The 26628-nt window shown below is 44.6% G+C and carries 22 protein-coding genes; 10 read left to right on the top strand and 12 right to left on the bottom strand.

The genetic code is table 11. The annotated features are described in order from the left end of the window. Positions 1 to 59: 59 nt before the first annotated feature. Positions 60 to 1412 carry a diguanylate cyclase gene (locus L1D60_RS06965; protein ID WP_239840361.1) on the top strand — a complete coding sequence of 451 codons (1353 nt, stop codon included), beginning with the start codon at positions 60 to 62 and terminating at the stop codon, positions 1410 to 1412. 150 nt (positions 1413 to 1562) lie between these two features. Beyond that, the gene (locus L1D60_RS06960) at positions 1563 to 3161 is read left to right on the top strand and encodes a DEAD/DEAH box helicase (protein ID WP_239840360.1); all 1599 of its coding nucleotides are present in this window, start codon (positions 1563 to 1565) and stop codon (positions 3159 to 3161) included. Positions 3162 to 3685: 524 nt separating this feature from the next. Here the strand turns inward: L1D60_RS06960 and L1D60_RS06955 are convergent. Further along, a complete protein-coding gene (locus tag L1D60_RS06955) occupies positions 3686 to 5218 on the bottom strand; it encodes a DUF3612 domain-containing protein (RefSeq protein ID WP_345772858.1) in 1533 nt (510 codons plus the stop codon). A gap of 170 nt (positions 5219 to 5388) precedes the next feature. Here L1D60_RS06955 and L1D60_RS06950 point away from each other — a divergent pair, with 170 nt between their 5' ends. Continuing rightward, complete coding sequence (locus L1D60_RS06950; RefSeq protein WP_239840359.1) at positions 5389 to 5982, top strand: hypothetical protein; 594 nt, start codon at positions 5389 to 5391, stop codon at positions 5980 to 5982. Positions 5983 to 6180: 198 nt separating this feature from the next. Here L1D60_RS06950 and L1D60_RS06945 read toward each other — a convergent pair whose 3' ends face one another. The 6 genes from L1D60_RS06945 to L1D60_RS06920 form a co-directional block, all read right to left on the bottom strand. Further along, positions 6181 to 7197 (bottom strand): GGDEF domain-containing protein, encoded by a 1017-nt coding sequence (locus L1D60_RS06945; protein WP_239840358.1) that lies wholly within the window; start codon positions 7195 to 7197, stop codon positions 6181 to 6183. A gap of 305 nt (positions 7198 to 7502) precedes the next feature. Then, complete coding sequence (locus L1D60_RS06940) at positions 7503 to 7715, bottom strand: cold-shock protein (protein WP_004740083.1); 213 nt, start codon at positions 7713 to 7715, stop codon at positions 7503 to 7505. A 356-nt stretch (positions 7716 to 8071) separates the two neighbouring features. Continuing rightward, a complete protein-coding gene (locus L1D60_RS06935) occupies positions 8072 to 9349 on the bottom strand; it encodes a cytosine deaminase (protein WP_239840357.1) in 1278 nt (425 codons plus the stop codon). A 9-nt stretch (positions 9350 to 9358) separates the two neighbouring features. Then, the gene (gene codB / locus L1D60_RS06930; protein WP_239840356.1) at positions 9359 to 10597 is read right to left on the bottom strand and encodes a cytosine permease; all 1239 of its coding nucleotides are present in this window, start codon (positions 10595 to 10597) and stop codon (positions 9359 to 9361) included. Positions 10598 to 11203: 606 nt separating this feature from the next. Beyond that, the gene (locus tag L1D60_RS06925) at positions 11204 to 12427 is read right to left on the bottom strand and encodes a biotin/lipoyl-binding protein (protein ID WP_239840355.1); all 1224 of its coding nucleotides are present in this window, start codon (positions 12425 to 12427) and stop codon (positions 11204 to 11206) included. Continuing rightward, complete coding sequence (locus L1D60_RS06920; protein ID WP_239840354.1) at positions 12421 to 12771, bottom strand: MFS transporter; 351 nt, start codon at positions 12769 to 12771, stop codon at positions 12421 to 12423. The genes L1D60_RS06925 and L1D60_RS06920 overlap by 7 nt, the downstream gene beginning before the upstream one ends. A gap of 156 nt (positions 12772 to 12927) precedes the next feature. On the opposite strand from L1D60_RS06920, the gene L1D60_RS06915 reads away from it, so the two are divergent. After that, positions 12928 to 13935: an AraC family transcriptional regulator gene (locus L1D60_RS06915; protein ID WP_239840353.1), complete on the top strand. Its 1008-nt coding sequence runs from the start codon at positions 12928 to 12930 to the stop codon at positions 13933 to 13935. An 18-nt stretch (positions 13936 to 13953) separates the two neighbouring features. Here the strand turns inward: L1D60_RS06915 and L1D60_RS06910 are convergent, their stop codons facing one another. After that, the gene (locus L1D60_RS06910; protein ID WP_239840352.1) at positions 13954 to 14616 is read right to left on the bottom strand and encodes a pyridoxamine 5'-phosphate oxidase family protein; all 663 of its coding nucleotides are present in this window, start codon (positions 14614 to 14616) and stop codon (positions 13954 to 13956) included. A 90-nt stretch (positions 14617 to 14706) separates the two neighbouring features. On the opposite strand from L1D60_RS06910, the gene L1D60_RS06905 reads away from it, so the two are divergent. Continuing rightward, entirely contained in the window at positions 14707 to 16161 is a 1455-nt protein-coding gene (locus L1D60_RS06905) for a PLP-dependent aminotransferase family protein (protein WP_239840351.1), read from the top strand. Positions 16162 to 16195: 34 nt separating this feature from the next. Here L1D60_RS06905 and yjeH read toward each other — a convergent pair whose 3' ends face one another. Next, a complete protein-coding gene (gene yjeH, locus L1D60_RS06900; RefSeq protein ID WP_239840350.1) occupies positions 16196 to 17455 on the bottom strand; it encodes an L-methionine/branched-chain amino acid transporter in 1260 nt (419 codons plus the stop codon). A gap of 231 nt (positions 17456 to 17686) precedes the next feature. On the opposite strand from yjeH, the gene L1D60_RS06895 reads away from it, so the two are divergent. The 3 genes from L1D60_RS06895 to L1D60_RS06885 all read left to right on the top strand — a co-directional run bounded on the left by L1D60_RS06895 (position 17687) and on the right by L1D60_RS06885 (position 19792). Continuing rightward, a complete protein-coding gene (locus tag L1D60_RS06895) occupies positions 17687 to 18133 on the top strand; it encodes an Lrp/AsnC family transcriptional regulator (protein WP_239840349.1) in 447 nt (148 codons plus the stop codon). Positions 18134 to 18141: 8 nt separating this feature from the next. Continuing rightward, positions 18142 to 19089, top strand: a complete 948-nt coding sequence (locus L1D60_RS06890) for a LysR family transcriptional regulator (protein ID WP_239840348.1) — start codon at positions 18142 to 18144, stop codon at positions 19087 to 19089. Positions 19090 to 19177: 88 nt separating this feature from the next. Beyond that, positions 19178 to 19792: a LysE family translocator gene (locus tag L1D60_RS06885; protein ID WP_239840347.1), complete on the top strand. Its 615-nt coding sequence runs from the start codon at positions 19178 to 19180 to the stop codon at positions 19790 to 19792. Positions 19793 to 19877: 85 nt separating this feature from the next. Here L1D60_RS06885 and L1D60_RS06880 read toward each other — a convergent pair whose 3' ends face one another. Continuing rightward, positions 19878 to 21065: an alpha/beta fold hydrolase gene (locus L1D60_RS06880; protein WP_239840346.1), complete on the bottom strand. Its 1188-nt coding sequence runs from the start codon at positions 21063 to 21065 to the stop codon at positions 19878 to 19880. A gap of 88 nt (positions 21066 to 21153) precedes the next feature. Then, positions 21154 to 21384 (bottom strand): hypothetical protein, encoded by a 231-nt coding sequence (locus tag L1D60_RS06875; RefSeq protein WP_239840345.1) that lies wholly within the window; start codon positions 21382 to 21384, stop codon positions 21154 to 21156. A gap of 278 nt (positions 21385 to 21662) precedes the next feature. On the opposite strand from L1D60_RS06875, the gene hcp reads away from it, so the two are divergent. Together hcp and L1D60_RS06865 are read left to right on the top strand one after the other, a co-directional pair. After that, the gene (gene hcp, locus L1D60_RS06870; protein WP_239840344.1) at positions 21663 to 23324 is read left to right on the top strand and encodes a hydroxylamine reductase; all 1662 of its coding nucleotides are present in this window, start codon (positions 21663 to 21665) and stop codon (positions 23322 to 23324) included. A 93-nt stretch (positions 23325 to 23417) separates the two neighbouring features. Then, on the top strand, positions 23418 to 24467 hold the full coding sequence (locus L1D60_RS06865) for a hybrid-cluster NAD(P)-dependent oxidoreductase (RefSeq protein WP_239840343.1): 1050 nt from the start codon (positions 23418 to 23420) through the stop codon (positions 24465 to 24467). Positions 24468 to 24671: 204 nt separating this feature from the next. Here L1D60_RS06865 and L1D60_RS06860 read toward each other — a convergent pair whose 3' ends face one another. Continuing rightward, positions 24672 to 26108 (bottom strand): glyceraldehyde-3-phosphate dehydrogenase, encoded by a 1437-nt coding sequence (locus L1D60_RS06860; RefSeq protein ID WP_239840342.1) that lies wholly within the window; start codon positions 26106 to 26108, stop codon positions 24672 to 24674. Positions 26109 to 26628: the final 520 nt, after the last annotated feature.

Raw genomic sequence — 26628 nt, 5'->3', positions numbered from 1 at the left:
AAATGGACTGATTTTTGCTGCAGTAACATACAAGAATAGACAGAGCAGGAGGAACGAAGATGCCGTATCGTTCAAGTAAGCAGTGGTCTGCCAGGATATTGTCTTGTTTATTTTTGCTTACAACCGTAGTAGCGGTTGAGATGTTTCATAACAAACAGATTAACTTTTTAAAAAATGAAGCATTCTCCGAAGCTAAAAGACAACTTGCGATAGTGAGGTCGAGAATTGAGGCAGTGATTGTTACTGATATGTATCTGCTCAATGGAATGTCGACACAAGTGGCTATTGATCCCAAAGGCAGCCCTGAAGATTGGAACAAAATTGCAGACAGTATTATTCAAGATGGCGCGCACATTCAGTTGATTGGTATAGCGAAAGACGATGTGCTGAGTTTCGTCTATCCGCTGGAAGGCAACGAGGGAATACTCGGCATTGACTATCGAGATCACCCTGAACAGTGGTTATCGGTTGATCTCGCTCGCCAGTTAGGACAAACCTTTATCTCTGGGCCTTTCGAATTGTTTCAAGGGGGATGGGCTCTTATCACTCGCACGCCGATTTTTATGGATCCGCCATTTAATCACCAGTATTGGGGGGTTTCGAGTGCTGTGATCTCTTTGGATTCTTTACTCAAAGACGTTGGTGCGTTGCAGCTGGAAAGCCACTATAAGCTGGCGATTCGTGGTTTTAATAGCGGTGGCAAGAGCGGCTCAGTGTTCTATGGTGACAGCGAAGTCTTTAGCCATGCGTTTGCAACCGAAATGGCCAACTTTCCTTATGGGGGGTGGTATCTCGCTCTTTCTGGACAAGAAAATATTCTAATGGATGTGCCATGGCAGCGCATCTATGTAGTACGAATCATAGGCTACTCGCTACTGGTGCTTTTGGCTTTGGCATTCTTAGCCATCTATCGCTTATATGCCGTCGCAGACAGTCGTGCAATGCATGATGAACTGACTATGCTGCCGAATCGTCGCTATTTCATGTATAGCTTAAACCTCGCGTTTAAGAATGCACAGCGCCATCCTTTGGATCGCTTTACAGTGATGAACATTGATCTGAATCGCTTTAAATCAATTAATGATACCTACGGTCACGCCGCAGGGGATAGAGTCTTAGTCGTTGTGGCGAAACGAATTAAAGACACACTCCGAAGTTCTGACATTGTGGCTCGAATTGGTGGCGATGAATTTTTATTACTACTTCCTAGAGTTCATAGAGAAGTGCACCTGACGGCAATCCGCAACAAGCTTGAACAAGACATTAATGATGAGCCTGTTGAGTTTGATGGTCAGCACATTTCCTTGAGTGTCAGCATTGGTTGGGTGGCTTACTCGGAGCAGTTTGGTGATGTTGATGAGCTGTTGAAAGCGGCTGATGAAAAAATGTACCAGAGAAAGCGCGCAAGTTAGTAGAGTTCGAATTAGAATTTAGTTGCTGAATTGGGTTAAAAGCCTCAGAATACCGCGCTTTGTAACGCGAAGTTGATCACGATTTAGCGTTACTCAGCCCAGGCGAACTTCGCACTGAGCTTACCTTTTCGTTAACTGAGACATTATTCTATGAGTTTTACCTCCCTAGGCCTCTCTGCTCCTATTCTGCAAGCGATTGAAGCACAAGGCTATGACAAGCCATCACCTATCCAAGAAAAAGCGATTCCAGCGGTTTTAAAAGGAAAGGATGTAATGGCAGCCGCTCAAACTGGTACAGGTAAAACCGCCGGCTTCACATTACCTATTTTGGAACTGCTTTCTAAAGGCCCACGTGTTCGAGCGAATCAGGTTCGTGCTTTGGTGTTAACACCGACTCGCGAACTGGCTGCGCAAGTGAATGGAAGTGTTGTGAAATATGGGATTAACTTGCCTCTTAATTCATCGGTTGTATTCGGTGGCGTGAAGATTAATCCTCAAATGCAGAAGCTTCGCAAAGGTAGTGATGTTTTGGTTGCCACACCTGGGCGCTTGCTTGATCTATATAATCAAAATGCAGTCCGTTTCGACCAGCTAGAAATCTTGGTACTCGATGAAGCGGATCGCATGTTAGATATGGGTTTCATTCGTGATATTCGCAAGATCTTAGCTTTCCTGCCTAAAAAGCGTCAAAACCTGCTCTTCTCGGCGACTTTCTCGGATGAGATTCGCAGCCTAGCAAAAGGGTTGGTGAATAACCCTGTTGAGATCTCAGTAAACCCAGCAAACTCCACGGCGAAAACGGTAGAGCAGAGCATTTACCCGGCAGACAAGAAAAAGAAAGCACCAATGCTGGCAAAACTCATTAAAGATAATGATTGGCAGCAAGTTCTAGTGTTTAGCAAAACCAAACACGGTGCAAACAAGCTCGCTCGTTTTCTTGGCGACCAAGGCATTACTGCCGCACCAATCCACGGTAATAAGAGCCAAGGTGCGCGAACAAAAGCTTTAGAAAACTTTAAAACGGGTCAGGTAAGAGTCTTGGTTGCAACGGATATTGCTGCGCGTGGTATTGATATCCCTCAGCTTCCTCAAGTTGTTAACTTCGACCTTCCTCATGTCTCTGAAGACTATGTACACCGTATTGGTCGTACTGGACGTGCGGGCGAAGTAGGTAAGGCTATCTCTTTAGTATGTGCTGATGAGGCCTCTGAGCTTTTCGGTATCGAACGCCTTATCCAACAAGTTTTAGAGCGTCGTGAGCTAGAGGGCTTTAGCCCAGTTAATAAATTGCCAGAATCCAAGCTGGATACTCGTCCGATTAAGCCAAAGAAACCGAAAAAACCTAAAAAGCCAAAGACTGAACATTCGGACGGCCAGCGTTCAGCGGACAACGCTCGTGGTCATAAGCCTGTGGGCAAGAATAAGCGCCACGCTCCGGGCACCGGCCCTGCACCCAAGCGCCAACCAGCGACTGCTCATAAAGCTCAAGGTGGTGATGACGCCACTGTTAAGAATAATGGGAGTAACTTTAAGCGCGGTAAAGGTAAAAAGCCTACGAGTGCCACAGGTTCAAGCTCAAAGCCAGCGACAGCTGGGAAGAAGCCGTCTACAGCGAAACGTGGTGGTAAAGCCAACCAAGCGACTCAAGGTAAGTCTGGTTACGGCTCAAGCTATGGTCCAAAAGGAACAGCAGGTAAATCGAACACGGGTAATCGCAACAAATCTAGAGCAGGTACCAACAATAAGTAACGGACTCGATCACATCTGTTGTTAACAAAAAAAACGCAAACTGATTTCATCATGTTTGCGTTTTTTTTTGCCCTAAGACATTTCTTTGGACTTAAGATAATAGGTGTTTATTTTCAATATATTACGTATTAGTTATGTATACAGAGGATTGCTCGTGCTTGAAAGCCGTTTACAGAACATTCATTAATTCATCGTAATAACAACATAATCACTAGCGTTATTAATATTGATTGCAAAATGCAATTTCAAATTGCAAATTACTAAGCCATAAACGACTAATAAGTGTGCTGATGCGTAGTAAAATGGGGTTTTAAAAGTTGGCACGCATACTGCATTAGTATAGGTGACCCTTCTTAAGCCGAGGGTCACCTAGCCAACTGACGTTGTTAGTGAACCTTTATTGTTCACACAAAATATATAGCCAATCACGTTTATTGTGGTTGGTTTTTTTTTGCCTAGCGTTTCTGATTAGCCACTTTGCCAATGACGCTATTAGCCCTTTCCACACTTAACCTTCTTCACGCTTAACGCTCTCCACACTTTGAATAACAGCTTGGCTGACGTGGACACTCTCCGCCTCGGGAACAGATGAGTCGAGCTTCTGTTTCTATCCCCCGTTCAATCCAATTGATATTTAGAATCTTAGCGATGGTCGTAAGATCTTTCTTAATATTGCGTGGAATCGCTACTGAACCGCCATTATTAACGCATGACGCTTTTAGTTGCTCTGCTATCTCTCGCGAATCACCACCTTGAGCATCAATCGCAGGGTTGAGGTCGATCCCCGCACACAGCACACGATTGTTGCCCGCTGGATCAGTCATGTTGATGGATTCACAACAGTAGATCCTTGGCTCATCACCTACATTTAGGATAGAAATCTGTGCTGAGCTACCGTCTCTAGGCTCTGATAATCTCCGGAACACTGCCCAGTGCTGACATGGGTCGGCTACTGTTCGCATGTTGCCCCACGGAAGTGGTATCCCGTTACCTCGATAGACTGCCTTGAGTTTTCCTGGGCCGTAAGCATCGAAGTAGTGCCAGTGAGGGTAGGGCGATACTACCGTCATTCTTCGCATTGCAACAGAGGGGGAAACCCCCGCTCTTTTGTGTACGTCGATTTCATAACCCGTTCTATCCAGTAGTTGCCTGAACGGTACTTTCGGGCAGAGTAAAGCACCAGCAAAGAAACTTGATTCAAAGTCTCGCCATGCTTGTAGGATGTCTTGCGAATTCAGTTGAGAAGAGGTTTTGCTTTGAGCGTCATCCCATGTGTTGTTATTACCAACCGACAATACGCTTTTCAAACCTTCTTTGCTGTGCAAGATGCAATGACCAATGTAAACAGCAAGGTCGTACTTAAGGCGAGTTGGGTACTCTTTAAGGATCTCATTGAGATAAATAGTACCTGGTGGCTCAAAGAAGGATGTCACCAACTGTTTCGCATTGATGCCAAGCTCATCGACGACATCTTGTGGTGTGCGTGTAACCCATCGGATCTGTATTCCTAACCCACGTGCAATATCGATAAGGTCTTCAACGCTCAAATTAAGACGTTTTAGCCCCACCTCTTCAGCTGCGCGTTCTAAATCTGGAAAGTGGTTTTGGTTGCTTTCTTGATGTGCTCGAATGAGTAGATGTGCAAATTGCCGTCCAGAAATGCCCGTTTGAGAGAGCATTTCTGGAATGGCAATCTGAAGAATGTCATTGGAGAATAAGAAACTCGGCTCCAAAGCCATTCCGCTTATCCCACCTCGATTGCCCTTGTCTGGCGTGATCGCTTGTTGCTCTGGCTCATCGTCCAAAAACCAAGTCGGGTTTTTCTGGAAAACTTCAGCGATCACTTCAAGCATGTCGATACTCGGGACGCGCTTTCCTCGCTCAATCATGGAGAGGTAGGAGACAGAGGGGGCGTACTCCGGGTTCACTCTAATGCAACGCGCAGAGAGATCTTCCATAGTTAAATGGTTGCGTTTCCGTAGGTTACGTATCTTCGTACCTAGGAAATGAGACTGACGAACTAAACTTTTTGACAAGGCCATATTTGTAAAATTCACATTGTAAAATTTTTGTTGTGAAATTGTAGATAAAAAAGCGCTAGTCTACAAACTAAGCAATTCACAAAATGACGAAGAAATTAAACGTTTGTTTGGAATAATTGCTCTAGGACACACATTTGCTATGAAAATCGATGATTTTTCATCGGACTGGTCAAGAGGGAAAGACTATGAATATGCTGACATTCGATAAAACAGAAATCCAAAAACAATCTAAGCCATTTATCGCTGAAGCTGTCTTTGCCGTGGAGACGATCAGTGCTAACCAGCAAACGGAAAAACAGATTAAAGCAAAACAGCTACTTGATCGTCTGTTCCCATTAGAGAATGGCTCGCATCAGGACGTAACCAGCTATGTAATCGATTACCGCCACATCATGGCATATTTCAAAGATGGTCAACACAGTGGACTTAAGCACCCTAAGCAGTTCGTGGCATATATGGGTGAAAAATGCGACCCAGATTCAATTTTGTTCCGCGATGGTAGCGGTAGTCACCTTGAAGTCATGTTTGGTTGTCATAAGGGAACAGGGCGTATTGAACTGGTAGACATTGACGATATTCAGCTAGAAACGTGTACGACATTCGGTCAGTCACCTATGGAGGCAACGCAATCTGAACATCGTGAGACAGCGGCTCTGCGCCATTGGATCAGCTTAGTTCAAGGCGATGAGAAGGGTAAACCTAAAGCATGCAGTGAAGACAAAGAGTTTCGCTCAAAAAGTGGCGAAGATTACTGCCTAAACTACTGCTACAACATTTAAGTGGTTGAGTAACACTGACAACGCGAAACGGCTAGTTTATAACTGATAAAAACAAAGCCCCGTCTATATTGACGGGGCTTTGTTGATTATTGATACAAGCTACCATTGCTTTGCTTATTACTGCGTCGCCCTATGTCGACAGTTCGAGTCCATAGGTATTTGAAGGACAGTATCTAGATTAAAGCTGCATGATTTGACTTATAGCGGCATAACTCTATTTCGCCCTAGAGACTTCGCTTCGTATAAAAGCTTATCAGCGCGCTCAATTAATGAATCGGCAGTCTCGTTTAACTTCAGCTCTGCAACACCAAACGAAGCGGTGATATTACCTACTTGCTCGCCACTGCGACGATCTTTAATCGAGAGCTTTTCTAATGAGCGACGACAGGTGTCGGCGATTTGGCGTGCGATACGCAGTGACTTGTTTGGGATGATTAAAGCAAACTCTTCGCCACCGAAACGGTAAGCAGAGATGCCATCACGGCAGGTTACTTTCAGTTTGCGTGCGATACCCTTTAAAACAGTGTCACCAAATAAGTGGCCATAGGTGTCATTAAAGGTTTTGAAGTGATCGATATCTAGCAATACCAAACACAACGCTTGATCGGATTCGCACAACATCTGAAGGTCTTTATTAAAAGAGCGGCGATTATAAAGGGTCGTTAGACTATCAAAGAGTGCATCTTTTTGAACCTCAACTAGCTGACTTTTCAGCTTACTGATCTCAGAAGTCGCGGCATTCAGTTGAGAGTTAAGAAATTGGGTTGAGTGACGAATGTTTTTTGATTCAGAAACTAACTGATGAACAAGAGACATCACTTCATCAATCGACATACTGTTGTTATCGACTTGAGATAAATCTGCAAAACTCTTATCGATCATTTCAGAGAATGCCGAAGTATCGGTCAGAGTATCATTCATCGAGCTCGATACTTCAGAAACCAACAGCTCTAGATTGGCACGCAAATCATTGATGGTGGTTTCGGATTTACTTGCGACATAGTCGTTGTAAAGTTGCTCGCCGAGAGCGGGAGGGCAGATACCATAATGTTCTAGTACGCCATCCATGTCTTTGTTGAGTTGTGGGATGGCGTTGTCTACATAGGTGTACCACAAGGCGTAGTTTGCAGGCGTTGTGGATACTCTATTTTTCATCATAAGTGGCACCGCTTTCTTTAAATTTGCGGTGGATTTCTGAAATTCGTCTTTCTTCATTATTTTACTTGTAGATATATAAACCAGCTAAATCTAACGTAAGCTCAAGACTAGCGGATTTTCGCTCTATTTGCTTTAAAAATTATACGATTAGTGGATGCGGGTTATATAAATTACCCGATTTTGCTAGGGTTTTTGTGTTGCAAAGTATTTATTGGGTAACATATCACCAAAAGTGGTTTGAGAAGCATTGGTTTGGTGAATGCAAAGTAGGGAGAGGGAGGAATCGGTAATGTGTGACGAGCAGATATAAAAAAGCGCCGGTATAAAAACCAGCGCTTTAAAATCTTTTTAGCTAAAAGCTATTATTGAGCAACAACGTTTGCTGCTTGTAGGCCTTTTTGACCGTTTTCAACTTCGAAAGAAACCTTTTGGCCTTCTTTCAGAGTTTTGAAGCCTTCAGAAACGATAGCACGGAAGTGAACGAATACGTCAGCACCGCCGTTATCTTGAGAAATGAAGCCGAAACCTTTCTCTTCGTTAAACCATTTTACAGTACCAGTATTTGTGTTAGACATAATTTGTCCCTTATTCAAAAAATTACTAAATTGTTGATTGCATTAATGCAATGCGCTGATAATTGAATTATTTAATATTGCTAAGAAATAAGGAAAAACTACTTACAAAAACGGGTAACGATTTTACTTGTCAATTTTACTTTGGTTCTAACTTAAATAACTCCGGCTAACAGAGCAAGAGCATGTTAACACAGTCTGTATCTTTGTACACACATTCATTACGAATTTGGCGACTTTTTTGCCGCTTAGGGCAGAAAAAATAAGGGCTTGCTGAGTTTGCAGCAGTTACGTTTTCACTCTAGTCGACAAACAAAAAGGAAGCTAACTCGCTTCCTTTCCTATTAGTGTAGACGATACTAACGTTTAAAGTTAACCGCTTCTGATTTATCGAGGTTAATTTTGGTTTGTGCAGGTTGGGTTTCTGCAATCACTTTACCATGGCGTACAGAGTACTGAACGGGCACTTGGCGACGTACTGCATCAAAACCATTCTCAGCAGGAAGGATCAGCAAGCTACCTGGTTTACCCACTTCAATACCGAAATTATCTTGGATATTCAGTGTGCGGGCAGAGTTCTTGCTGATAAGGTCTAGTGATTGGTTGATTTGGTCGTAACCCATCACCTGTGTTACGTGCAACCCCATGTGCAGTACTTGCAGCATATTTGCTGTGCCTAGCGGGTACCAAGGGTCGAAAACATCATCGTGGCCAAAACAAACGTTAATGTTTGATGCGAGCATCTCTTTAACTCGCGTTACACCTCGGCGTTTCGGGTAGTCATCGAAGCGGCCCTGTAGGTGAATGTTCACCAGTGGGTTTGCCACAAAGTTGATACCAGACATGCGAAGTAGACGGAATAGGCGAGATGCGTAAGCACCGTTGTATGAGCCCATAGCCGTCGTGTGGCTTGCCGTCACCTTGTCGCCCATTTCAAACTTGTGTGCAAGGGCCGCTAAGGTTTCAACGAAACGAGACTGCTCATCGTCAATTTCATCACAATGAACATCAATTAAGCGGTCGTACTTACGAGCAAGCTCAAATACGTAATGAAGAGACTCAACACCGTATTCACGAGTGAATTCAAAGTGAGGAATTGCACCAATCACATCTGCACCCAGCTGAACCGCTTCTTCAAGCAGCTCTTTTCCGTTCGGGTAAGAAAGAATGCCTTCCTGTGGGAACGCGACGATCTGGATGTCCACCCACTCCTTCATCTCTTCACGAACTTCAATCATCGCTTTAAGTGCGATAAGTGTTGGGTCCGAAACGTCAACGTGCGTTCGAACATGTTGAACACCATTGGCAATCTGCCATTTCAGTGTCTGTTTTGCTCGCGTTTTCACGTCTTCGATTGACAGTAACTCTTTGCGCTCAGCCCAGCGTTCGATACCCTCGAAAAGTGTACCTGAGATGTTCCAGTTTGGTTCACCTGCTGTTTGTGTCGTATCTAGGTGAATGTGTGGCTCACAGAAAGGAGTCACCGCGATGCCACCTTGAGCGTCGAGAGTGTCACCTTGATGATCAAGCTGATCATCATTGTCTAGAATGCGACTGAATTGACCATTTTCAATCAGAATTTGTTTCAAGCCATCTTGGTCTTGAAGCTTCGCGTTCTTGATCAATAAGGTTGTCATAGTGTTTCCTTAAGCCGTCTGAGATTTCAGAGCGTTTTTATTCATAAGAGGGTTGAGCACTAGGTAGCTGATCGCACCGCCCAATACCGCGTTGATAGGTACAACACCTGGTAGGAAGTGACCTGCAGCCACACCAATGGCAACTGCGATAATGCCAGCCCAATTCACGGTTTGGAACTCTGCTTTTGCAAAATCTTTATAGCGTTTACGGTTAGCAAAGAAATCAGCGATGATAACGCCACCAATTGGTGGAATCGCCAGTGATAGGAACGTTAGCCAACCTACAAAGTTATTGTAAAGCCACAGCGCGAAAATCGTACCTACGATACCGTTAATAATAGACATCAGTGTACTTGAGCGACCTGTGATGTTTGAGAAACCAAGCCCCGATGCGTACAGTGCGTTTTCGTTGGTTGTCCAAATGTTCAGACCTAATACGATGATAGCAGGAAGCAGCAGACCTTGAGCGATCATCACATCAGAGATGTCTGACTGGCCAGTAGCTGCAGCGCCCGCAGCGCCAAAGATAAACATCAGTGAGTTACCAATGAAGAACGCCACCATAGTAACTAGCACTGCGCTTGCTGGTTTTTTGCCAAAGCGGACGAAGTCAGCAGTCAGAGTACCCGCGCTCACGAAAGAGCCAACAACCATTGCTAGCGCCATTGAGAAATCCATTGGGGTTTCCGGTTTGATAAGCTGAAGCTGTTCCAAGCCACCAACGCTATCTACCGCAGTCATCACTGAGTAGCCACCCAAAATGGCAATTGCAGGCACAGCAATCGCGGATAACACCATTAGCGCTTTAATCCCGAAGTACACTGTAGCTGTCATCAACAAGCCAGAAACAATAATTAGAGTATTGGTATCAATACCAGTCGCTTTTTGTACTGGAATGGCAAACATCGCTACGCCAACACCAAACCAGCCCACTTGCGTGCCGCCAAGTAGAGCAGAAGGAAGCCAAGAGCCTTTAGTACCAAAAGAGAATCGAGCGAGAAGGTGAGTAGAGAGGCCAGTAGAAGAGCCGATGTAGCCAAGAAAAGAAGTGTAAATGCCGAGAATTAGGTTACCGATGAGAACGGCGAGGAAGAAATCATTGAAGGAAAGGCCAGTACCGAGTGAACCACCGGTCCACATACTTGCGGAGAAGAAAGTCAAACCTAACATTACCATTGTTAATGAAGCGACTCCTTTCCTAGCCGATGTTGGAACCGGCCCTAGACTGTAGTTGTTATCCGCAGCCATTTTTTACCTCCGCAATTGATAAAATAAATTAATTCCGCACGCCGTATTTCAGGCAAACGTGCGCATTATGGTGATATAAATCACGTAGTCAATGTTATTTTTGTCATTAAGTTGTCTAAAAGTCAGAAAAATCTATCAATATATAATATTAACAATTAGTTAGAAGTTTAATATTTTTTGGTTTTTTATCAGGGAAACGTTTACCAATAGGAGTTGTGTTTCACTAGGTAGGGTTTGGTTGTGAAAAGTGGCTGTTATTGAAATGAATGCTTGTCTGTAAAGTGTTGCGGAAATTTAGATAAAAAAATAGCCAACCGCAAAGAGGCAGTTGGCTTATATATAGTGTGAACAATGTAGGTTCACTAACAACGTCAGTTGGCTAGGTGACCCTCGGCTTAAGAAGGGTCAGTTATACTATTGCAGGTAGTGTGCCAACTTTTTTAGCCCTGTTTTCGCCTGTTTTATATCACTTTGATGCGTATTTAACCGTTGTTTTTGCATTTTGCATTGCCAATTTGCAACTGACACATAAATGCAATGTGTTGAGTAATAAAAAAGGCCAGCTAAATGCTGACCTTTCGTCTTTGGTTGTTTCGATTTTTGGGCTTATATCGAATAGAAGAAGTACAGCTGAGACTTCATTCGGATAATGATGCCGCGAATCACATCTAGGAATGCCATGAAACTAATGGGTTTCTCACCACTGACCCATGCAAGACCTACTGAACCAACGGGAATGTCATAACCCTCGGTCTCTTCAATCTTCAATCGAACGAAGTGATGTTTATTCTGTAAGTTCTTGCCTGTCGTTGCTCGCACTGATTCATCTATCCCCAGCAGTGTGGCTTGAGCTTCACCTGTGGCCTCAACAATTCCTTCTACCGTTGCGGAGAAGATCTTGCCGGGATACACCGCTGTTGCGAATTCAGCTGGCTGACCCACTTTAATGTTACGAATCGCTTGGTGGTTCACACGCATCAATACGTACTTCTCTTCGGTGTACATCTGAATACGAGGCATCATAGAAACTCGCTGACCTTCACGAAGAATGAAGTTGGTAACAAAGCCATCCGTTGGTGCGGTAACTTTAGTACTTTTTAGGTTCCACTCAGCTTGCGCCAACGTAGAGACGGCGGTATCTACGTCAGTCTGCTTTTTAGTGACATTGGTTTCGGCTTTTTGGATATTTAGTTTGGCATTTTCAGCATCTACTTTTTTCTTACTAAGCTCAGACTTCAATGTGGTCAGGTTGTGTTTCGCTAAATCAACAGTTGCTGTTTGCTGATCGATGTCTGACTCGGTAATTGTATGCTCTACCACACTGTTTTGGCGCAAATAACGTTTAAGAGTCTTATCTTGCAATACAAGGTCGGTTTTCGCAGATTCTATTTTTGCTTCAGTCGAATTGATGTCTTCCAGTGATGACTGGTACGAAATCTTAGCGATATCGACTTCTTGACGCGCAGTCTCTAATGCAACTCGTGCAGATTCAAGTTGGATCTCTGCCTTGTCACGTGCGATGACGTATTTGGTGTCATCAATTTCATAAATAAGCTGGCCTTGCTCTACATCTTGGTTCGGTGTGATATGCACCTTAGTTGTTTTACCAGAGACGGCAGTTGAATCAGGGCGCAACTGAATATGTGGTGATTGGACGACAGAACCCCCTGACAGATCCATCGGCGTATAGTTGATTAATCCAACCCAAACGAACAATAACCAAGACGTACCACCAAGGTAAGCGAAGGCTTTGGTTCCTTTATTCCATGGCATACCAACGAGTCTGAGTAGATAAATGAAAAGCGCCCAAATTGCTAAACCTTCTAACATGCTGGCTTCTCCTCTTTGTTATCATCGTCTTGCGTTGCTGGGTTCTTTGGCGAAGGTGCATGCCAAGTATCCCTGAGGCTGATAATTGCTTTTTCCATATCGACAAACGCAAGAATTACAGCCAATACCCATACCCAATGCCAGATAAATCCTATCCAAGTGAGTGCCGTGATCAGCCCCAACTGGTGATGCTCTTTGCTGTGTGCTTTATTAATTGGTAATTCATGAACACGCCAGAAACCGTAACCTGCAGCCGCAATAGTCGCGACAAGAACAATACCAGCGACAACGTGCAGTGCTGTATCGGCACCAGTTCCAACAAACGGGACACTAAGAAGACTCATTGACAAACCCTACATTAACTAAGAAACACAATTGTGAGCTAAGTCAGATAACAAAGTTGCAAAATTACAGATTATTTCTAAATGAGGTGGTTTTTGATGTGATTTGTTATTTGTGATATTAAAATTGTTTCGTTTCCATAATGAATGAGTGGTTTTATGCAGAACGTTAATTTTTTGCGCGCTCTCGGTATTTTTAGCCTTTATCAACAAGTCGCGGCTAAGAACATAATTAACATTGAGGATTTGGGTATTCCAAGATCGGTGTTTGATAATCCGATGAATCTGATACCTGTAAGAGAAGTGGACGAGTGGTATCAAAACTTAGAACATCAAACACAGAACCCAGACATCATTTTACAAATCGGCCAAAAGGTTAATGTTGAGAAGCTAGGCCCCTTGGCGAACTGGTTCTTCTCTGGGCATGATCTCGCTTCTACTATTCGCCGCGTAAACCTAAGCCTTCACTGTTTACAGTCTGGTGCTCACCTATACGGTACGGAAGTGGGACCTTTGATTAAATGGTGCTATGAGAATCCCGCCTACAGTTCGCAAGGTAAGGTTCATGATTCGATTCGAGTCGCTATCTTCATGACTAAAATATTGCGGATGTATCTTGGTGAAGATTTCAAACCATCTACCGTGTCGATCGCTGGTCATCGAAAAAATGTTGAGCTTTACCAAGCGTATTTTGGTTGTCCAATACAATGGGGGCAGTCTAGAACGGAAGTTTGGCTACCGAGTAATCTGAGGTTATCGGTAAACCAAGTGCGCTCTTCTGGTCGCGCAAATTTGGCGATGAACTACCACGACTTGGATAATTATTTGAATATGCCTGATGCTGGAGATGAGCATAAGGTGCTGTATGAGATGATTAACTACAGCCGACATTTTGGATTACCAACCCTTTCAAAGGTTTCTTCCTTGCTTGGCTTATCAGAGCAACAATTCCAGCGCAGGTTGCATCGGTTAGGAGTCACATTTTCTACTATTACGGGTTACGCACTGAGCAATGTCGCAGTTGAACTATTACGTTACTCCACACCGATTGACGAGATCGCGACACGTCTTGGTTATACCAATACCGCTAGCTTTAACCGTATGTTTAAAAAACATAGAGGTTTAACTCCCAAGCAGTATCGCGATCGTTTTCAGGCCCACTTTTAAGCCTCAGTCATTATTGCCCTATGGCGCGTCCACCCAACGTGAACCGTAGGCGGCTGAATAATCCGGTGGGTCTATTTTACCTTCCAGTTCAGGTACGGTTTCAAGTGGGCCGACGACGGTTCTATACGGTAGTACACCTGCCCAAACCGGAATCTCGAGGTCTGCTTCATCGTCATTGACACCGTGCTTGCCAATTTTAACCGAGGCTTCGGTTAACGGGATTGCCAGCAGTTCCGTTGCTGCTAACTCTCTCGGGCTACTTAAGCGAATTTCTTCCGTTCTGCCGGGAGCGATCTGTTCAACAAAGTGATTGAGGAGTCGGTCTTTCTCCTCGGCATCCTCAATGATTTCAAAGGCTCCAAATACAATGGCCGAACGGTAATGCGCACTGTGGTGAAAAGCGGAACGAGCCAACACCCAGCCATCAAATAGGGTAAAGGTCAGGCAAGTCTGAACCCCCTTTTTTAATCCTTTGAGCAGACGGCTGTTTTTAGCGCCATGAATGTAAACATGGTTATCAACGCGCCACGCCAACATCGGGATGACCACGGGGCCCTGTTCTCCTTCCAAAGCAATATGAGCAATAAGACTCTCATCAATAATGTTGTATAGCTTTTGTTGATCAAACTCCGCTTTGTGTGTTCCTTTTTTGATTCTTGTTCTGTTGGTTCTCGATAGCATAATGACATCTCCTTGATTGCTTTTTATTCAAACTAACGGTTAACTGGTTATATAAATAGAGCCAGTTTTGAAGAGTGTTTAGATCCAGTTATGCAGCCAATTGATATTGGAGATCTGTCATTAGATCTCAGCAAAGCAACGCGGCAGAGTGCCTTATTTCACGCTATTCGGGAAAAGATCGTGCGTGGGTTTTGGAGTAAAGGGAATAAACTGCCTTCTACTCGAAAGCTAGCCATAGAGCTTGATGTCAGCCGTAATACTGTGATTTTTGCTTATGAACAGTTAATGAGTGAGGGCTACATTGAGAGTCGTAAAGGTGCAGGCTATTTTGTTTCAATCGAGCAGCCTGAACATTATTTAGCTGCGCCAGAGCCTCCGGTTAAAACTGAGGGCTTGAAGGGTAGGGAACTCAGTGAATCGATCGGAATCACTCCTTTTGATGTCAATCAGGGCTTCGCCCCTGGAGTGCCCGATCTGCGCGCCTTTCCATTCGCTAAATGGCAGCGCCTACTACAACGGCATGTGACGCGTTTAAGCTTAGCAGGTAACCAGCAGGTTCAAGGCTCCATAGCGCTTCGCGAGGCATTGAGCCATTACTTGGCGAGCAGCCGTGCTGTGCATTGTGATCCCAGTCGAATCATCATCACTGTTGGTGCGCAGCAGGCGCTTTCAATGGCTTTAATGGCGACGCTTAAAACGGGAGATGAAGTCTTGATGGAAGAGCCCGGCTATCGTCAGGTTCACAAGATCATCGATCTTTTACAACTCAAGATGCAGCCTGTTCCTGTGCGTGAGAAACAAGGGCTGTGTTTAGATAAGGTTTTAGCGAGCCAAGCTCAGGCTCTTTATGTTACGCCGAGTAATCAATATCCGATGGGTACCACACTCACAACAGAGCAGAGGCTGAAGATCATCGATTGGGCAAAACAGAATCAAGCTTGGATTATTGAAGATGACTACGATAGTGAATTTCAGTTTGCGCATCGTCCATACACCAGCATGCAAGGGCTAGCGGGGAAGCTAGAGCAAGACGAGCGCGTGATCTATGTCGGTTCGCTCAGTAAGGTGATGTTTAATGGCTTAAGAATCGGTTATATGGTGGTGCCTAAACAGTTGGTCCCCCGTTGTTTGGAAGTGAAGGACGCCATTACCGGCGATTCACCCACACATACTCAAGAAGCTTTGGCAGACTTTATTAATGAAGGTGACCTGTTAAGGCACATTAGGAAAATGCGTCGCTCGTACAAACAGAAGTATGAGGCCATGTTAACGGCAATTGAGAGTGAGTTCGGACAAGACCTTGAAGTGATAAGCCAAGCGGCGGGCTTACACGTAACCGTGAAATGGTATGGCGGGATTTCAGAGCACGATTGGAGTAGAAGGGCTGAGCGAGAAAATATTGTCGTGCGTCCGTTTAGTTTTTACGAATACGCGAAAGACAATGATCGTGACTGGCGTTCGGTGGTATTGGGATTCGGGAACGTTCCATTGAATGAAATACCTCAAAAAATGCGCACCATTGCTCAAGCTTTTTATCATGAGTAATGGTGCGGACAAGATCTTGTTGAACGCTAGGTTGTTACTCTAATGACACTCGAGGTCGACCTAGCCAGCGACGCCATGGCAACAGTAGGGCTGCAAAAACGACACAGGCATAGAGCATTGACCAACTCAAACAGATGAAGACTAAGGTGCACAGTGCCAATGATAACATTGCGACATACTGGCCGGCACCTGACAGTAATCGACAGGCTGCGAGCATAGCTAACAGGTAAACCAGTACAAAGATGCCGTTAGCGAGTTTGAGGAAAAACTCGAGGTCTAAGGAAGAGAGCTCTCCAATCACACAAGACAAGAGTGCTACAGCACCGATAGCAATCGTTGGATAAAGTGGTGCACCACGAGTATTGAGCTGTGCCATTTTTCCATTTGGTTTATGTTGGCGAGCTTGTGCCCATATCATGCGTGATAGACTTTGTGTATACAGATTGAGGCTGGCAAAGCAGGCAAAAAATCCGAGTACACTAATGACTGTTTTAAAACCGGCACCAAACAGTTGCTCGGTGATCCATGGAATCGCTGTCGCATCAAACTCAGCAGAGCCATACGCACCGAGTTTTAAAATGACCACCGAACATGCCCAGTAAACCAACCCTGCAACAAAGCAGCCTGCGATGATAGCGATAGGAAAGTCTCTTTGCGGGTTCTTAAACTCTTCTCCCATGTGGGCAAAGGCTTCAATACCAACAAAACACCAGAACATGACAGCTAAGGCAGAACCAATAGCCCACATTGAGTTCGAATCGACACTTGGAATCGCGACATCCGACATTCCGATATCCGCTTTCCAAACAAAAGCGCTAACGAGAGCGAAAATAGATAGAGCAATAACAGTTTGTAGTCGACCTGAAGATTTGCTGCCTAGCAGGTTCACAATGATCAGCAATACCACAGTTAAAAATTGGGCCGTGAGTGGTGCGTTAAGCGGTGTTGGTAATAGTTGCTGGGCAAATCCTCCGGCTAAGGCGATCGCTGCAGGGATACCTACAGGAATCACACTTACAAATAGCCAGGCCACCGCGGTTTCCATGCGTTGTCCAAAAGCTTGGCGAACGAAGTAAGCAGTACCACCGGCGTTGGGATAGCGTTTTCCAAGTGCTGCGAATGTGAGAGCGATTGGGCAAATCGCAATAAAAAGGATCAACCAAGCGAGGAGTGACAACTGTCCAGCGATGCCCGCTGCAATTGCGGGAATCATGAATAGCCCGGTTCCTAATAGAGTCGTAGAAAGCTGCCCTATACCGGAAAGCAGGGTAATTTCTTGCTTGAGTTGTGTCATTCGCCATCCTTGAAGATCTTTTCTTGGCTGGTATCCGATTCGCCAGCGCTATGTTTTATCACAAAAGCATACCCCGTCATTGTAGAGATTGCAGCTAGCGAAACGTCGTAACTAGGTGTCATTTTAACGGAGTTTTGGTATTTAGAAGTGAAAGTGTCGGCTGTTCTAACGTTGAAATTTGTGTCAAATTAGGAAGTTGAAATAACTAGAACAATGGAAGTCGTGAGCACAATGGATAAATTTGATCGTCAAATCGTCGATATTCTAAAAAATGATGGGCGCTGCTCGGTCAGTGATATTGCAAGAGAGGTCAATCTATCCCGTTCGGCGGTCAATGCAAGAATGAAGAAACTTGAAAGTGATCAAGTGATTCAAGGGTATTACGCGCGAGTCGCGGATGCGAATTCGTCAAAGAATGTTTGCGCTTACATCTCTTTAAAGTTTGATCTCTCAAGCAGTGACCACAGTTGCGAATCGTATGCGCAATCTATCTACCAGATTGATGGTGTTCAGTGGTGTCACTCCATCAGTGGTGAGACAGACATGATGCTTTATGTGGAAGTTGAAAGTATGGAGCACCTTAATCGAATCCGCGATCAGCTGCACAGTTACGCTGACCTTCGCCAGTTGATGACCCATACAGTGCTCACTGAATTTTTTAATAAGCAAACTCGGTAAGGCGTTTCATGTTAGGCAACATTAACCTTAATCTGCTGCGCTCGCTGCATGTTCTGCTTGAAGAGTGTCATGTGAGTCGCGCTGCGGAAAGACTCCATATCACGCAATCGGCGGTCAGTCGTCAGCTCTCTCAACTAAGGGAACTGTGTAGCGATCCCTTACTGGTAAGAGACGGCAATAAACTCATTCCGACTTCTCGTGCTTTGTTACTCAAAGAGAAACTGGATGCTTTGCTCGGAGAGTTTGACCACCTTCTTGATGACCAACCTTTTGATCCTAAAGAGTGGAAAGGGGAGTTAGTACTTGCGTCGAGTGATTATGTTGCTCAATACATACTCCCTAATATTGTTGCCGATGTTTCTGAGGTGGCACCGCATATCAATCTCGCTTATCGATTATGGGATCCCAGTTACCTTGAATGTCTTCACGATATGGGGATTCACTTGGCATCTAGTATGTTTCCTAGCAAACCAGAGCATGTTTCAAGCATGAAGCTCGGTGAAGATAAATCGGTATGTCTGATGCGAAGCTCGCACCCACTTGCGCAAAAAAAAGCATTGAGTATCGATGATTTGGTCAATTTTGCACACATCAAGGTGACCGGCGGTGGTGATAAAGATACTCAAGCTGACATTGCGTTGAAGCAGTTAGGCTACACCCGAAGAGTGGCACTGAAAGTACCGTTTTTCTCCGCAGCATGTAATGTGCTTAGCCAAGATGATTATTTGATGATCGTGCCAGAGCATATTGCGTACAACCTAGCTCGCCATCAACCTTTGACCTATCGTTCTTTGCCTTTTGAGACGGACAGTCATACCTATTGGCTGATGTGGCACCCTAAGTTTGATAACGATTCTGCTCATAAATGGGTACGGGAGAAGGCGTACCTCGCGATGCAAAAATCCAGTTACAATATCAGTATGAATTCAAATCATAGCAATGATGATTATCTTTGATTTCAATTTATATCTCGTTCAACTTAAGGTGACAATATAGTCAGCGAGGACAGTCTGCTTCGCAGAAATTGAGTGTAGGAATGGAATAATGACAATAACGATTTGGTTTTCTCTTTTAGCTATCTGCTTATTGGGGGCGATGTCACCGGGACCAAGCTTGGCAATGATCGCAAAGCATAGCCTTGCTGGTGGACGAATGAATGGTTTGATTGCGGCGTGGGCACACGCGGCAGGTATCGGTATCTATGCGTTTGCCACTATTATCGGCTTGGCGGTCGTCCTTGAACAGTCACCACTTTTGTTTAAAGGCATTAGCTTAGCGGGTGCTGCTTACCTGGCATATCTTGGAGTTAATGCGCTGCGTTCGAAAGGCGGTGTCGCCGCAAAATTGGAAGGCGGGGAACCAGTTACTTATATGCAGTCTGCTCGTGAAGCCTTTCTTATCTCAATTCTGAGTCCAAAGATTGCCCTGTTCTTTATCGCTCTATTTAGCCAGTTTGTCGCTTTGGGGAATGAGCTGATGAATAAGGTGATCATTGTCTCGACTCCATTGATTGTGGATGGTTTGTGGTATACCTTCATCACACTGGTGCTTTCTAGCCCAATGATTGTTGATCGCATTCGTTCTCAGGCCCAGCTAATAGATAGGCTATCAGGTGTGGTATTGATCTTATTAGCCGCACGTGTGGTGTGGACAATCTAGTAAAGACACTATAGAAACGGAAAGGCTCACCATGTTTGTGGTGAGCCTTTTTTTGAAAGTGATGCCGATGGTTTCTCTCTGCAGATCATTGTTTCTGCGTATTTGCCATAGTACCGCTAGACGCCATCATATCGCTGAGCTTGTGCATGTTATCTTCAAAGTATGGGTTGAAAGTTAAGCGAGCGTGGTTCTTGTCTGGCTCTTGATAACCCCATGCGGAATACCATGTTTCCTCGCCTGCTTGGCACTTTTCCTCTAACCCTTCAGCTTGACCATTAGAGCAGATCTTCTCACTGCCATTGATGCCGTAATATGGGTTCTGTGGCGAGAAGAGTAATCCCATGTGTGAGCCATTAGAGATGCGTTGTTCTGGCAATTTCATACTATAGCGCACAGATCTAGGGTCGCTTAAATCTTGCTCCCCTTGCCAGATCAGTACATTGCTTGGGTTTGGCATAGATTGGGTAAAGGCGCTTTCTACATATTGCGTGTCTATTACACTATCGCCTTCGCTCATTAATACGAAGACCGGTTTGTCGTATTGCCCATCTTGAAGATCGTTGCGTACGACTTCGGAAGTTTGATAGTAAACCGATGCCCCGTTCATGGGTAAAGAGTTGTAGCGCAGCATATTGTCTTCAGGATCCTGATCTGCCCATGTAACGAAGTAGCTCGCCAGTTCAGCAAATTGCACCGCCGAAGATTTCGGTTGAAACGCTGGCGAGAACAGCAGCAGACCCGAAATAGTATCGTCTTTTATTGCTTGTGATGTGACGAGGTTTGCACCGGTAGAGTAACCTCCAAGCCATACAGAGTCATACTCTTGTTGAAGTAGTTTGGTGTGGTGATCCACAACCTCCTGCCAGTCTTCCAAACTAGGTAACATTAGGTCTGCGACGCGACTTCCGTGACCAGGGAGTAACACCGTACGTACCAGATAGCCTTGCTGAGCAAGATAAGTTGCTATGTCGTGAAATGAGTAAGGGGAATCACCCAAGCCGTGAACAAGCAACACGGCTTGGCCGTTTGGTTGCTGTGGCTGATATTCGGTTGGAGAGTTTAGCTCAATCTCTTTCTGGTGATCTTGCGAAACAAATATACGGTGTGAGGCTAACCATTCCTGTGTATCTGATTGATAGCGTTCAAAATTATCTTGTTGATAAGCTGGAAGCTCACCAGAAGCTTGATATGCGGGAACAATAGGTTCATGAGAACAACCAAATATGCCAATCAATGCGAGTGTCGGTAAGCTGAATTTAATGATTTTGTTCATGCCTGATCTATTAATCGGTTTCTTGTAGATGGTGTGAGTTCAAAAGTGGGCCTAATGCCCACTGTAACAAAGCTAACGAAACGTTGTGTTATCGCTTGTTCGACAGGTCTTCGTATTCGCCTTCAATCACACCGGCATCTCGATTTGACGAGTAGTGGTTATTCATACGAGATGTAAAGCCTTGTTGGCTCATCTGCTTCTGAATTTTTTTCCCTGTGATGAGGGCTGCAATCGTTAGAGGGATAGCAAGCAGCAAGCTGGTGAATAGCGCGATAAGACCAGTGAAGAGAGCTGCAACAGTCACTAAGATATTTTTCATAATTCATTTCCTCTTTTTCTATGCTGTCACTCTAACAAAGCTTTTCTGAACGAAACATGAACGGTGTTCAAAAAATTATTTGCAGTCATATTGACATAGGTGTGTTTATTTTTAGTGGGATTTTGTAGTCATAAATACGCATCATTATTATGGATATAACCATTTGTATATATAAAACAATAACTTAAAAGTTGGCACGGAAGGTGCTCTAGGGTGTAGGAAAAATAAATCATTGTGAGCCAAGAACTTACAACAAACGACTATTACTGGAGCCCAATATGTTCTGTATTCAATGTGAACAAACTATTCAAACACCGACAGTTAAAGGCTGCTCATTTGCACAAGGTATGTGTGGTAAAACTTCTGAAGTTTCTGATCTGCAAGATGTGTTGGTGTACTCACTGCAAGGGGTTTCTTTTTGGGCCAATCTAGGCCGCGCTTGCAACGTTATTGATACGGAAATCGATGAGTGGGCACCACGAGCATTTTTCGCGACATTAACGAATGTTAACTTCGACCCTGAGCGTATCATCGAATTTGCTCAACAGTCACACGAGTACAAGCAGCGTTTAGAGCAGCAAGTTCGTGCTGCTGCACTGCTCGTTGGTTTAGAAATTCCTGCATTGTCTCCAGCTGCTCAGTTCGATCTTCCTACGGATAGCAGTCAGTTACTGGCTCTTGCACCACAAGCTGCTGTTAACCGTGGCCATGACTCGCAACACGAAGACGTGATTGGCCTACGCCTACTGTGTCTATATGGTTTGAAAGGTGCTGCAGCATACATGGAACACGCACGTGTACTTGGTCAAACTGACCAAGATATACACGCTGAATACCACCAAATCATGGCGTTCTTAGGTACTGATCCAACAGATCTAAAACAGCTGCTTGATACATCAATGCAGATTGGCCTGATGAACTACAAAGTAATGGAGATGCTGGACAAAGGCGAAACCGATACTTTTGGTCACCCACAGCCAACAGCCGTGAACGTTAAAACGAAGAAAGGTCACTGTATCCTTGTTTCTGGTCACGACCTACATGACTTAGAAAAAATCCTGCAACAGACGGAAGGCAAGGGTATCAATGTTTACACCAATGGTGAGATGCTTCCAGCTCACGGTTACCCAGAACTAAGCAAGTACCCACACTTAGCAGGTAACTACGGTAGCGCATGGCAGAACCAACAAAAAGAGTTCGCTAACTTCCCAGGTGCGATTGTGATGACCTCTAACTGTCTACTTAACCCAGATGTTGGCGCGTACGCAGATCGTCTATTCACACGTAGCATTGTAGGCTGGCCAGGTGTTGCTCACCTTGAAGGCGATGACTTCAGCGCAGTTATTGATTGTGCATTAGCGCAAGAGGGCTTCAAACACGACGAGATCGAACAGATGATCACGGTTGGTTTTGGTCGCAATGCGCTTATGGAAGCGGCTCCGGCTGTTGTTGAGCAAGTAAAAGAAGGCAACATCAAACACTTCTTCCTAGTGGGTGGTTGTGATGGTGATAAAGCTGAGCGTAGCTACTACACCGACTTTACGGCTCAAGCACCTGACGATTCAGTTATCCTAACTCTTGCTTGTGGTAAGTTCCGTTTCAACAAGAACCAGTTTGGCGACATTAACGGCATCCCACGTCTTCTAGATGTTGGCCAATGTAATGACGCTTACTCTGCGATTCAACTTGCACTTGCACTGTCGCAAGAGTTTGATTGTGGCATTAATGAGCTTCCACTGACACTAGTACTCTCTTGGTTTGAGCAGAAAGCGATTGTCATCCTACTGACTCTGTTTGCACTAGGTGTTAAAGGGATTTACACAGGTCCAACCGCACCTGCGTTCTTAACCGAGAACCTACTGAAGATCATTCAAGATGAGTTCGACATGCGTGCTATTTCTACACCTGAACAAGATCTTAAAACAATCCTAGCGGCTTAATCTCGCTAACCAAGCCTCGAGCCTAATAGAGAGATTCTATTTGTGGCCCGAGGCTTTTGTCGTTCATCCCAAATTATAAAAGTGAGTATAACTATGTACGCTTGGTCTGATAGCGATTCAATCTCTTTGGTTTGTCTTAAAAAGTGGCATGAAACGCCGGATACGGTTAGCTTTGAACTGGGCTCTATCCCACAAGATCTCCACTTCAATTTCAAGCCGGGTCAATTTATTACGCTTGGTTTGAATATGCCACAGAAAATGGACTATCGAGCTTACTCCATTGCCTCAGATACGGATGATAACCGCTTAAAATTGACGGTAAAACGTGTCGAGGGCGGGTTAGTCTCAAACTTCATTGTCGATGAACTAGACGAAGGGGATGAAGTAACGGTACTCAAACCGGCGGGTGAATTTAACTGTATTGATTGTAAACCAAGTGCGACAAACAAAGTGACTTTAGTGAGTGCTGGCTGTGGCATTACGCCAGTGATTTCAATGGTTAAGTATTGGTTGAAGCACGATCCCGCGATTGAAATTGACTTCATCCATCAGGCTCGCAGCAAGCATGAAACCATCTACTTTGAAGAGCTCAGTCAGTTAGATGACATGCATCCGAACTTTAACTTAAAACTATTACTGAAAGATAACCAAGGCACAACCGCGCCGCAAGGACGTCTAGATAAGAGTTGGTTGGTTCGCCTGTCTCCTGACATTCTAGAAAGAACCGTGTATCTATGTGGTCCAGTTGGCTTCATGGAAGACGTAGAAGGTTACTTGACTGAGCTTGAATTCAACATGGCTAACTTCTACCAAGAGAGCTTTACGCCAATCTCGAAGCTGGAGTCTACGGACGAAACAGAAGTTGGAGCGCAAGGCGGGTCAGTTGAAGTATTCGTTCCTGCGTTTGGTGCGAAAGTTGAAGCTGATTTAGGAACGCCGCTAGCAGATTCATTAGAGAAGGCGGGTGTGCCGATCATCATTGCGTGCCGCAGTGGTATTTGTGGCTCTTGTAAATGCAAAGTCACCAAGGGCAGTGTTACTTCGAGCAGCCAAGAAACGCTTACCGCGGAAGAGATTGAACAAGGCTATGTATTGGCATGTTCAAGCACTATTGAGAGTGAGCTAGAAGTCGAACTCGGGTAGTTCGGCATATTATATGTTTTAGTGATGTTAGTATCTGAATCACTAGGATGAAAAAGGCCACTTAGTTCGGTTAGAGAGAGCAGAACCAAGTGGCAACCTTCCAAGAATTGACCGTAAAGTACTCGAGGAAAGGGGGGGGAGCGAAGCTCATACGAACTTCGCCTATATGATTATTATGTTGTGGAGCTTTTCATACCTAGAGGATTAAACCGCTGGGTAAGTTTTGTAGCGTACGCCCATCATCTGTTCCATACAGTGAACCACTTGGCAGCTGTATCCGAACTCATTGTCGTACCAGATATAAAGTACAGCGCGGTTGTCTTGTGCAATTGTTGCAACCCCATCGACAACGCCTGGGTGACGAGAACCGACTAAGTCAGTTGATACCACTTCCGTTGAATCTGTGTAGTCGATTTGCGCTGAAAGTGGAGAAGATAGCGCCATTTCACGTAGGTACGTGTTTAGCTCTTCTTTCGTTGTACCTGTTTCTAGGTTTAGGTTAGCAACTGCCATTGACACGTTTGGCGTCGGTACGCGAATTGCGTTACCAGTTAGCTTACCAGCCATCTCAGGCATTGCCTTCGCTACCGCTTTCGCAGCACCTGTTGAAGTCAGAACCATGTTCAGTGAAGCTGCACGGCCACGACGATCGCCTGAGTGGAAGTTATCAATCAGGTTTTGGTCGTTTGTGAACGAGTGAACTGTCTCAATGTGACCCGATGTTACGCCAAACTTGTCGTGTACTGCTTTCAATACAGGAGTGATAGCGTTTGTCGTACAGCTTGCTGCTGAGATGATCGTATCTTCTGGTTTGATAACATCTTCGTTCACACCAAATACAACGTTCTTGATGTCGCCTTTACCTGGAGCTGTAAGAAGTACTTTGCTTGCACCGTTACACGCAACGTGCTGGCCTAGGCCTTCTGCGTCACGCCACACACCTGTGTTATCAACAACCAGAGCGTTATCAATACCGTAAGCCGTGTAATCAACATCTTCTGGCTTGTTCGCGTAGATAACTTGAATGAAGTTACCGTTAACAATGATTGCTTTGCGCTCACTATCTATAACGATGCTGCCGTTGAATTGGCCATGTACTGAGTCACGGCGCAGTAGGCTAGCACGCTTCTCTAGATCACCATCTTTACCACCACGAACCACGATAGCACGTAGGCGAAGTGGGTAACCTGGGCCACTTTTCTCAACAAGAATACGAGTAAGTAGTCGACCGATACGACCGAAACCGTACAACACAACATCACGAGGCTTAGTCATCGCTTCGCCTTCTAGTGACTCAACTAGAGCCGTTTGAAGAAAGTCATCCATCGCAGCAACATCATCGTGGTTTTCCCAGTATTGATGCGCTAGGCGACCCACATCAACGCGACAAGGAGATAAGCGCATTGAAAGTAGGTGTTGGATAATTGGTTGTGTTTGTGAAGGGGTAAGCGGGGAGCCTGTGTAGTGCTTTGAAAGTCGGTGAGCTTTGATGATGTCAATAGTCGTTGCGTTAACTAGAGTCTTTCCGAAGAGAATGACTTCAACGCCTTTTTGACGGTATAGCTGACCAAGAGTTGGGGCGATAGATTCAGCAATAGTTTGACTAGTTTGCCAGTCTAGGAGGTGCTTTTCAGGGCTCATCTTTACTTGGGACCTTTCACGTTAAGTTTTGCAGGCTTGGCGAGTGTAGGGTGCTTACCTGCTTGGGGGATAAACCGTTGTGCTGTGATCTTAAATTGTCACTTTTATTGGCACGAATTAGGCTTGTATTTAAGTTGTAATTTTTATGTGGCGGGATTGTAAGGTAAGGCTTGTTATTCTGCTAGTAAAATTAAATCCAGCTATATTGGCTGATTTAGCTAGAATCTTTGGTTATAACGTCGAATTTTGTGATATGCAACACTATTGACTTTATCAATTTGTAGCACTTATTTTTTGTCGAAAAATACTTAGATCAAAAAGAGAATGCAAACGGTTGCTTTTTGGGGTTTTAAAGTGTGATCAAAATAGTCAAATAAATGGAATGAGTTAACAATGTGGTGGAAATGTATCCACCTAAGTCTATAGCTCGCCCAAATTAGCCTATTGCGAGGAATTCTTAAGGATTTAACACGAAAAATATTCGACTTATTTACTAGATAAATCCACTTCTGACGCTTTA

This window comes from Vibrio sp. Isolate30 (assembly GCF_022397975.1).
GTDB lineage: Bacteria > Pseudomonadota > Gammaproteobacteria > Enterobacterales > Vibrionaceae > Vibrio > Vibrio fortis.
This window is presented reverse-complemented; position numbering and strand designations above follow the sequence as displayed.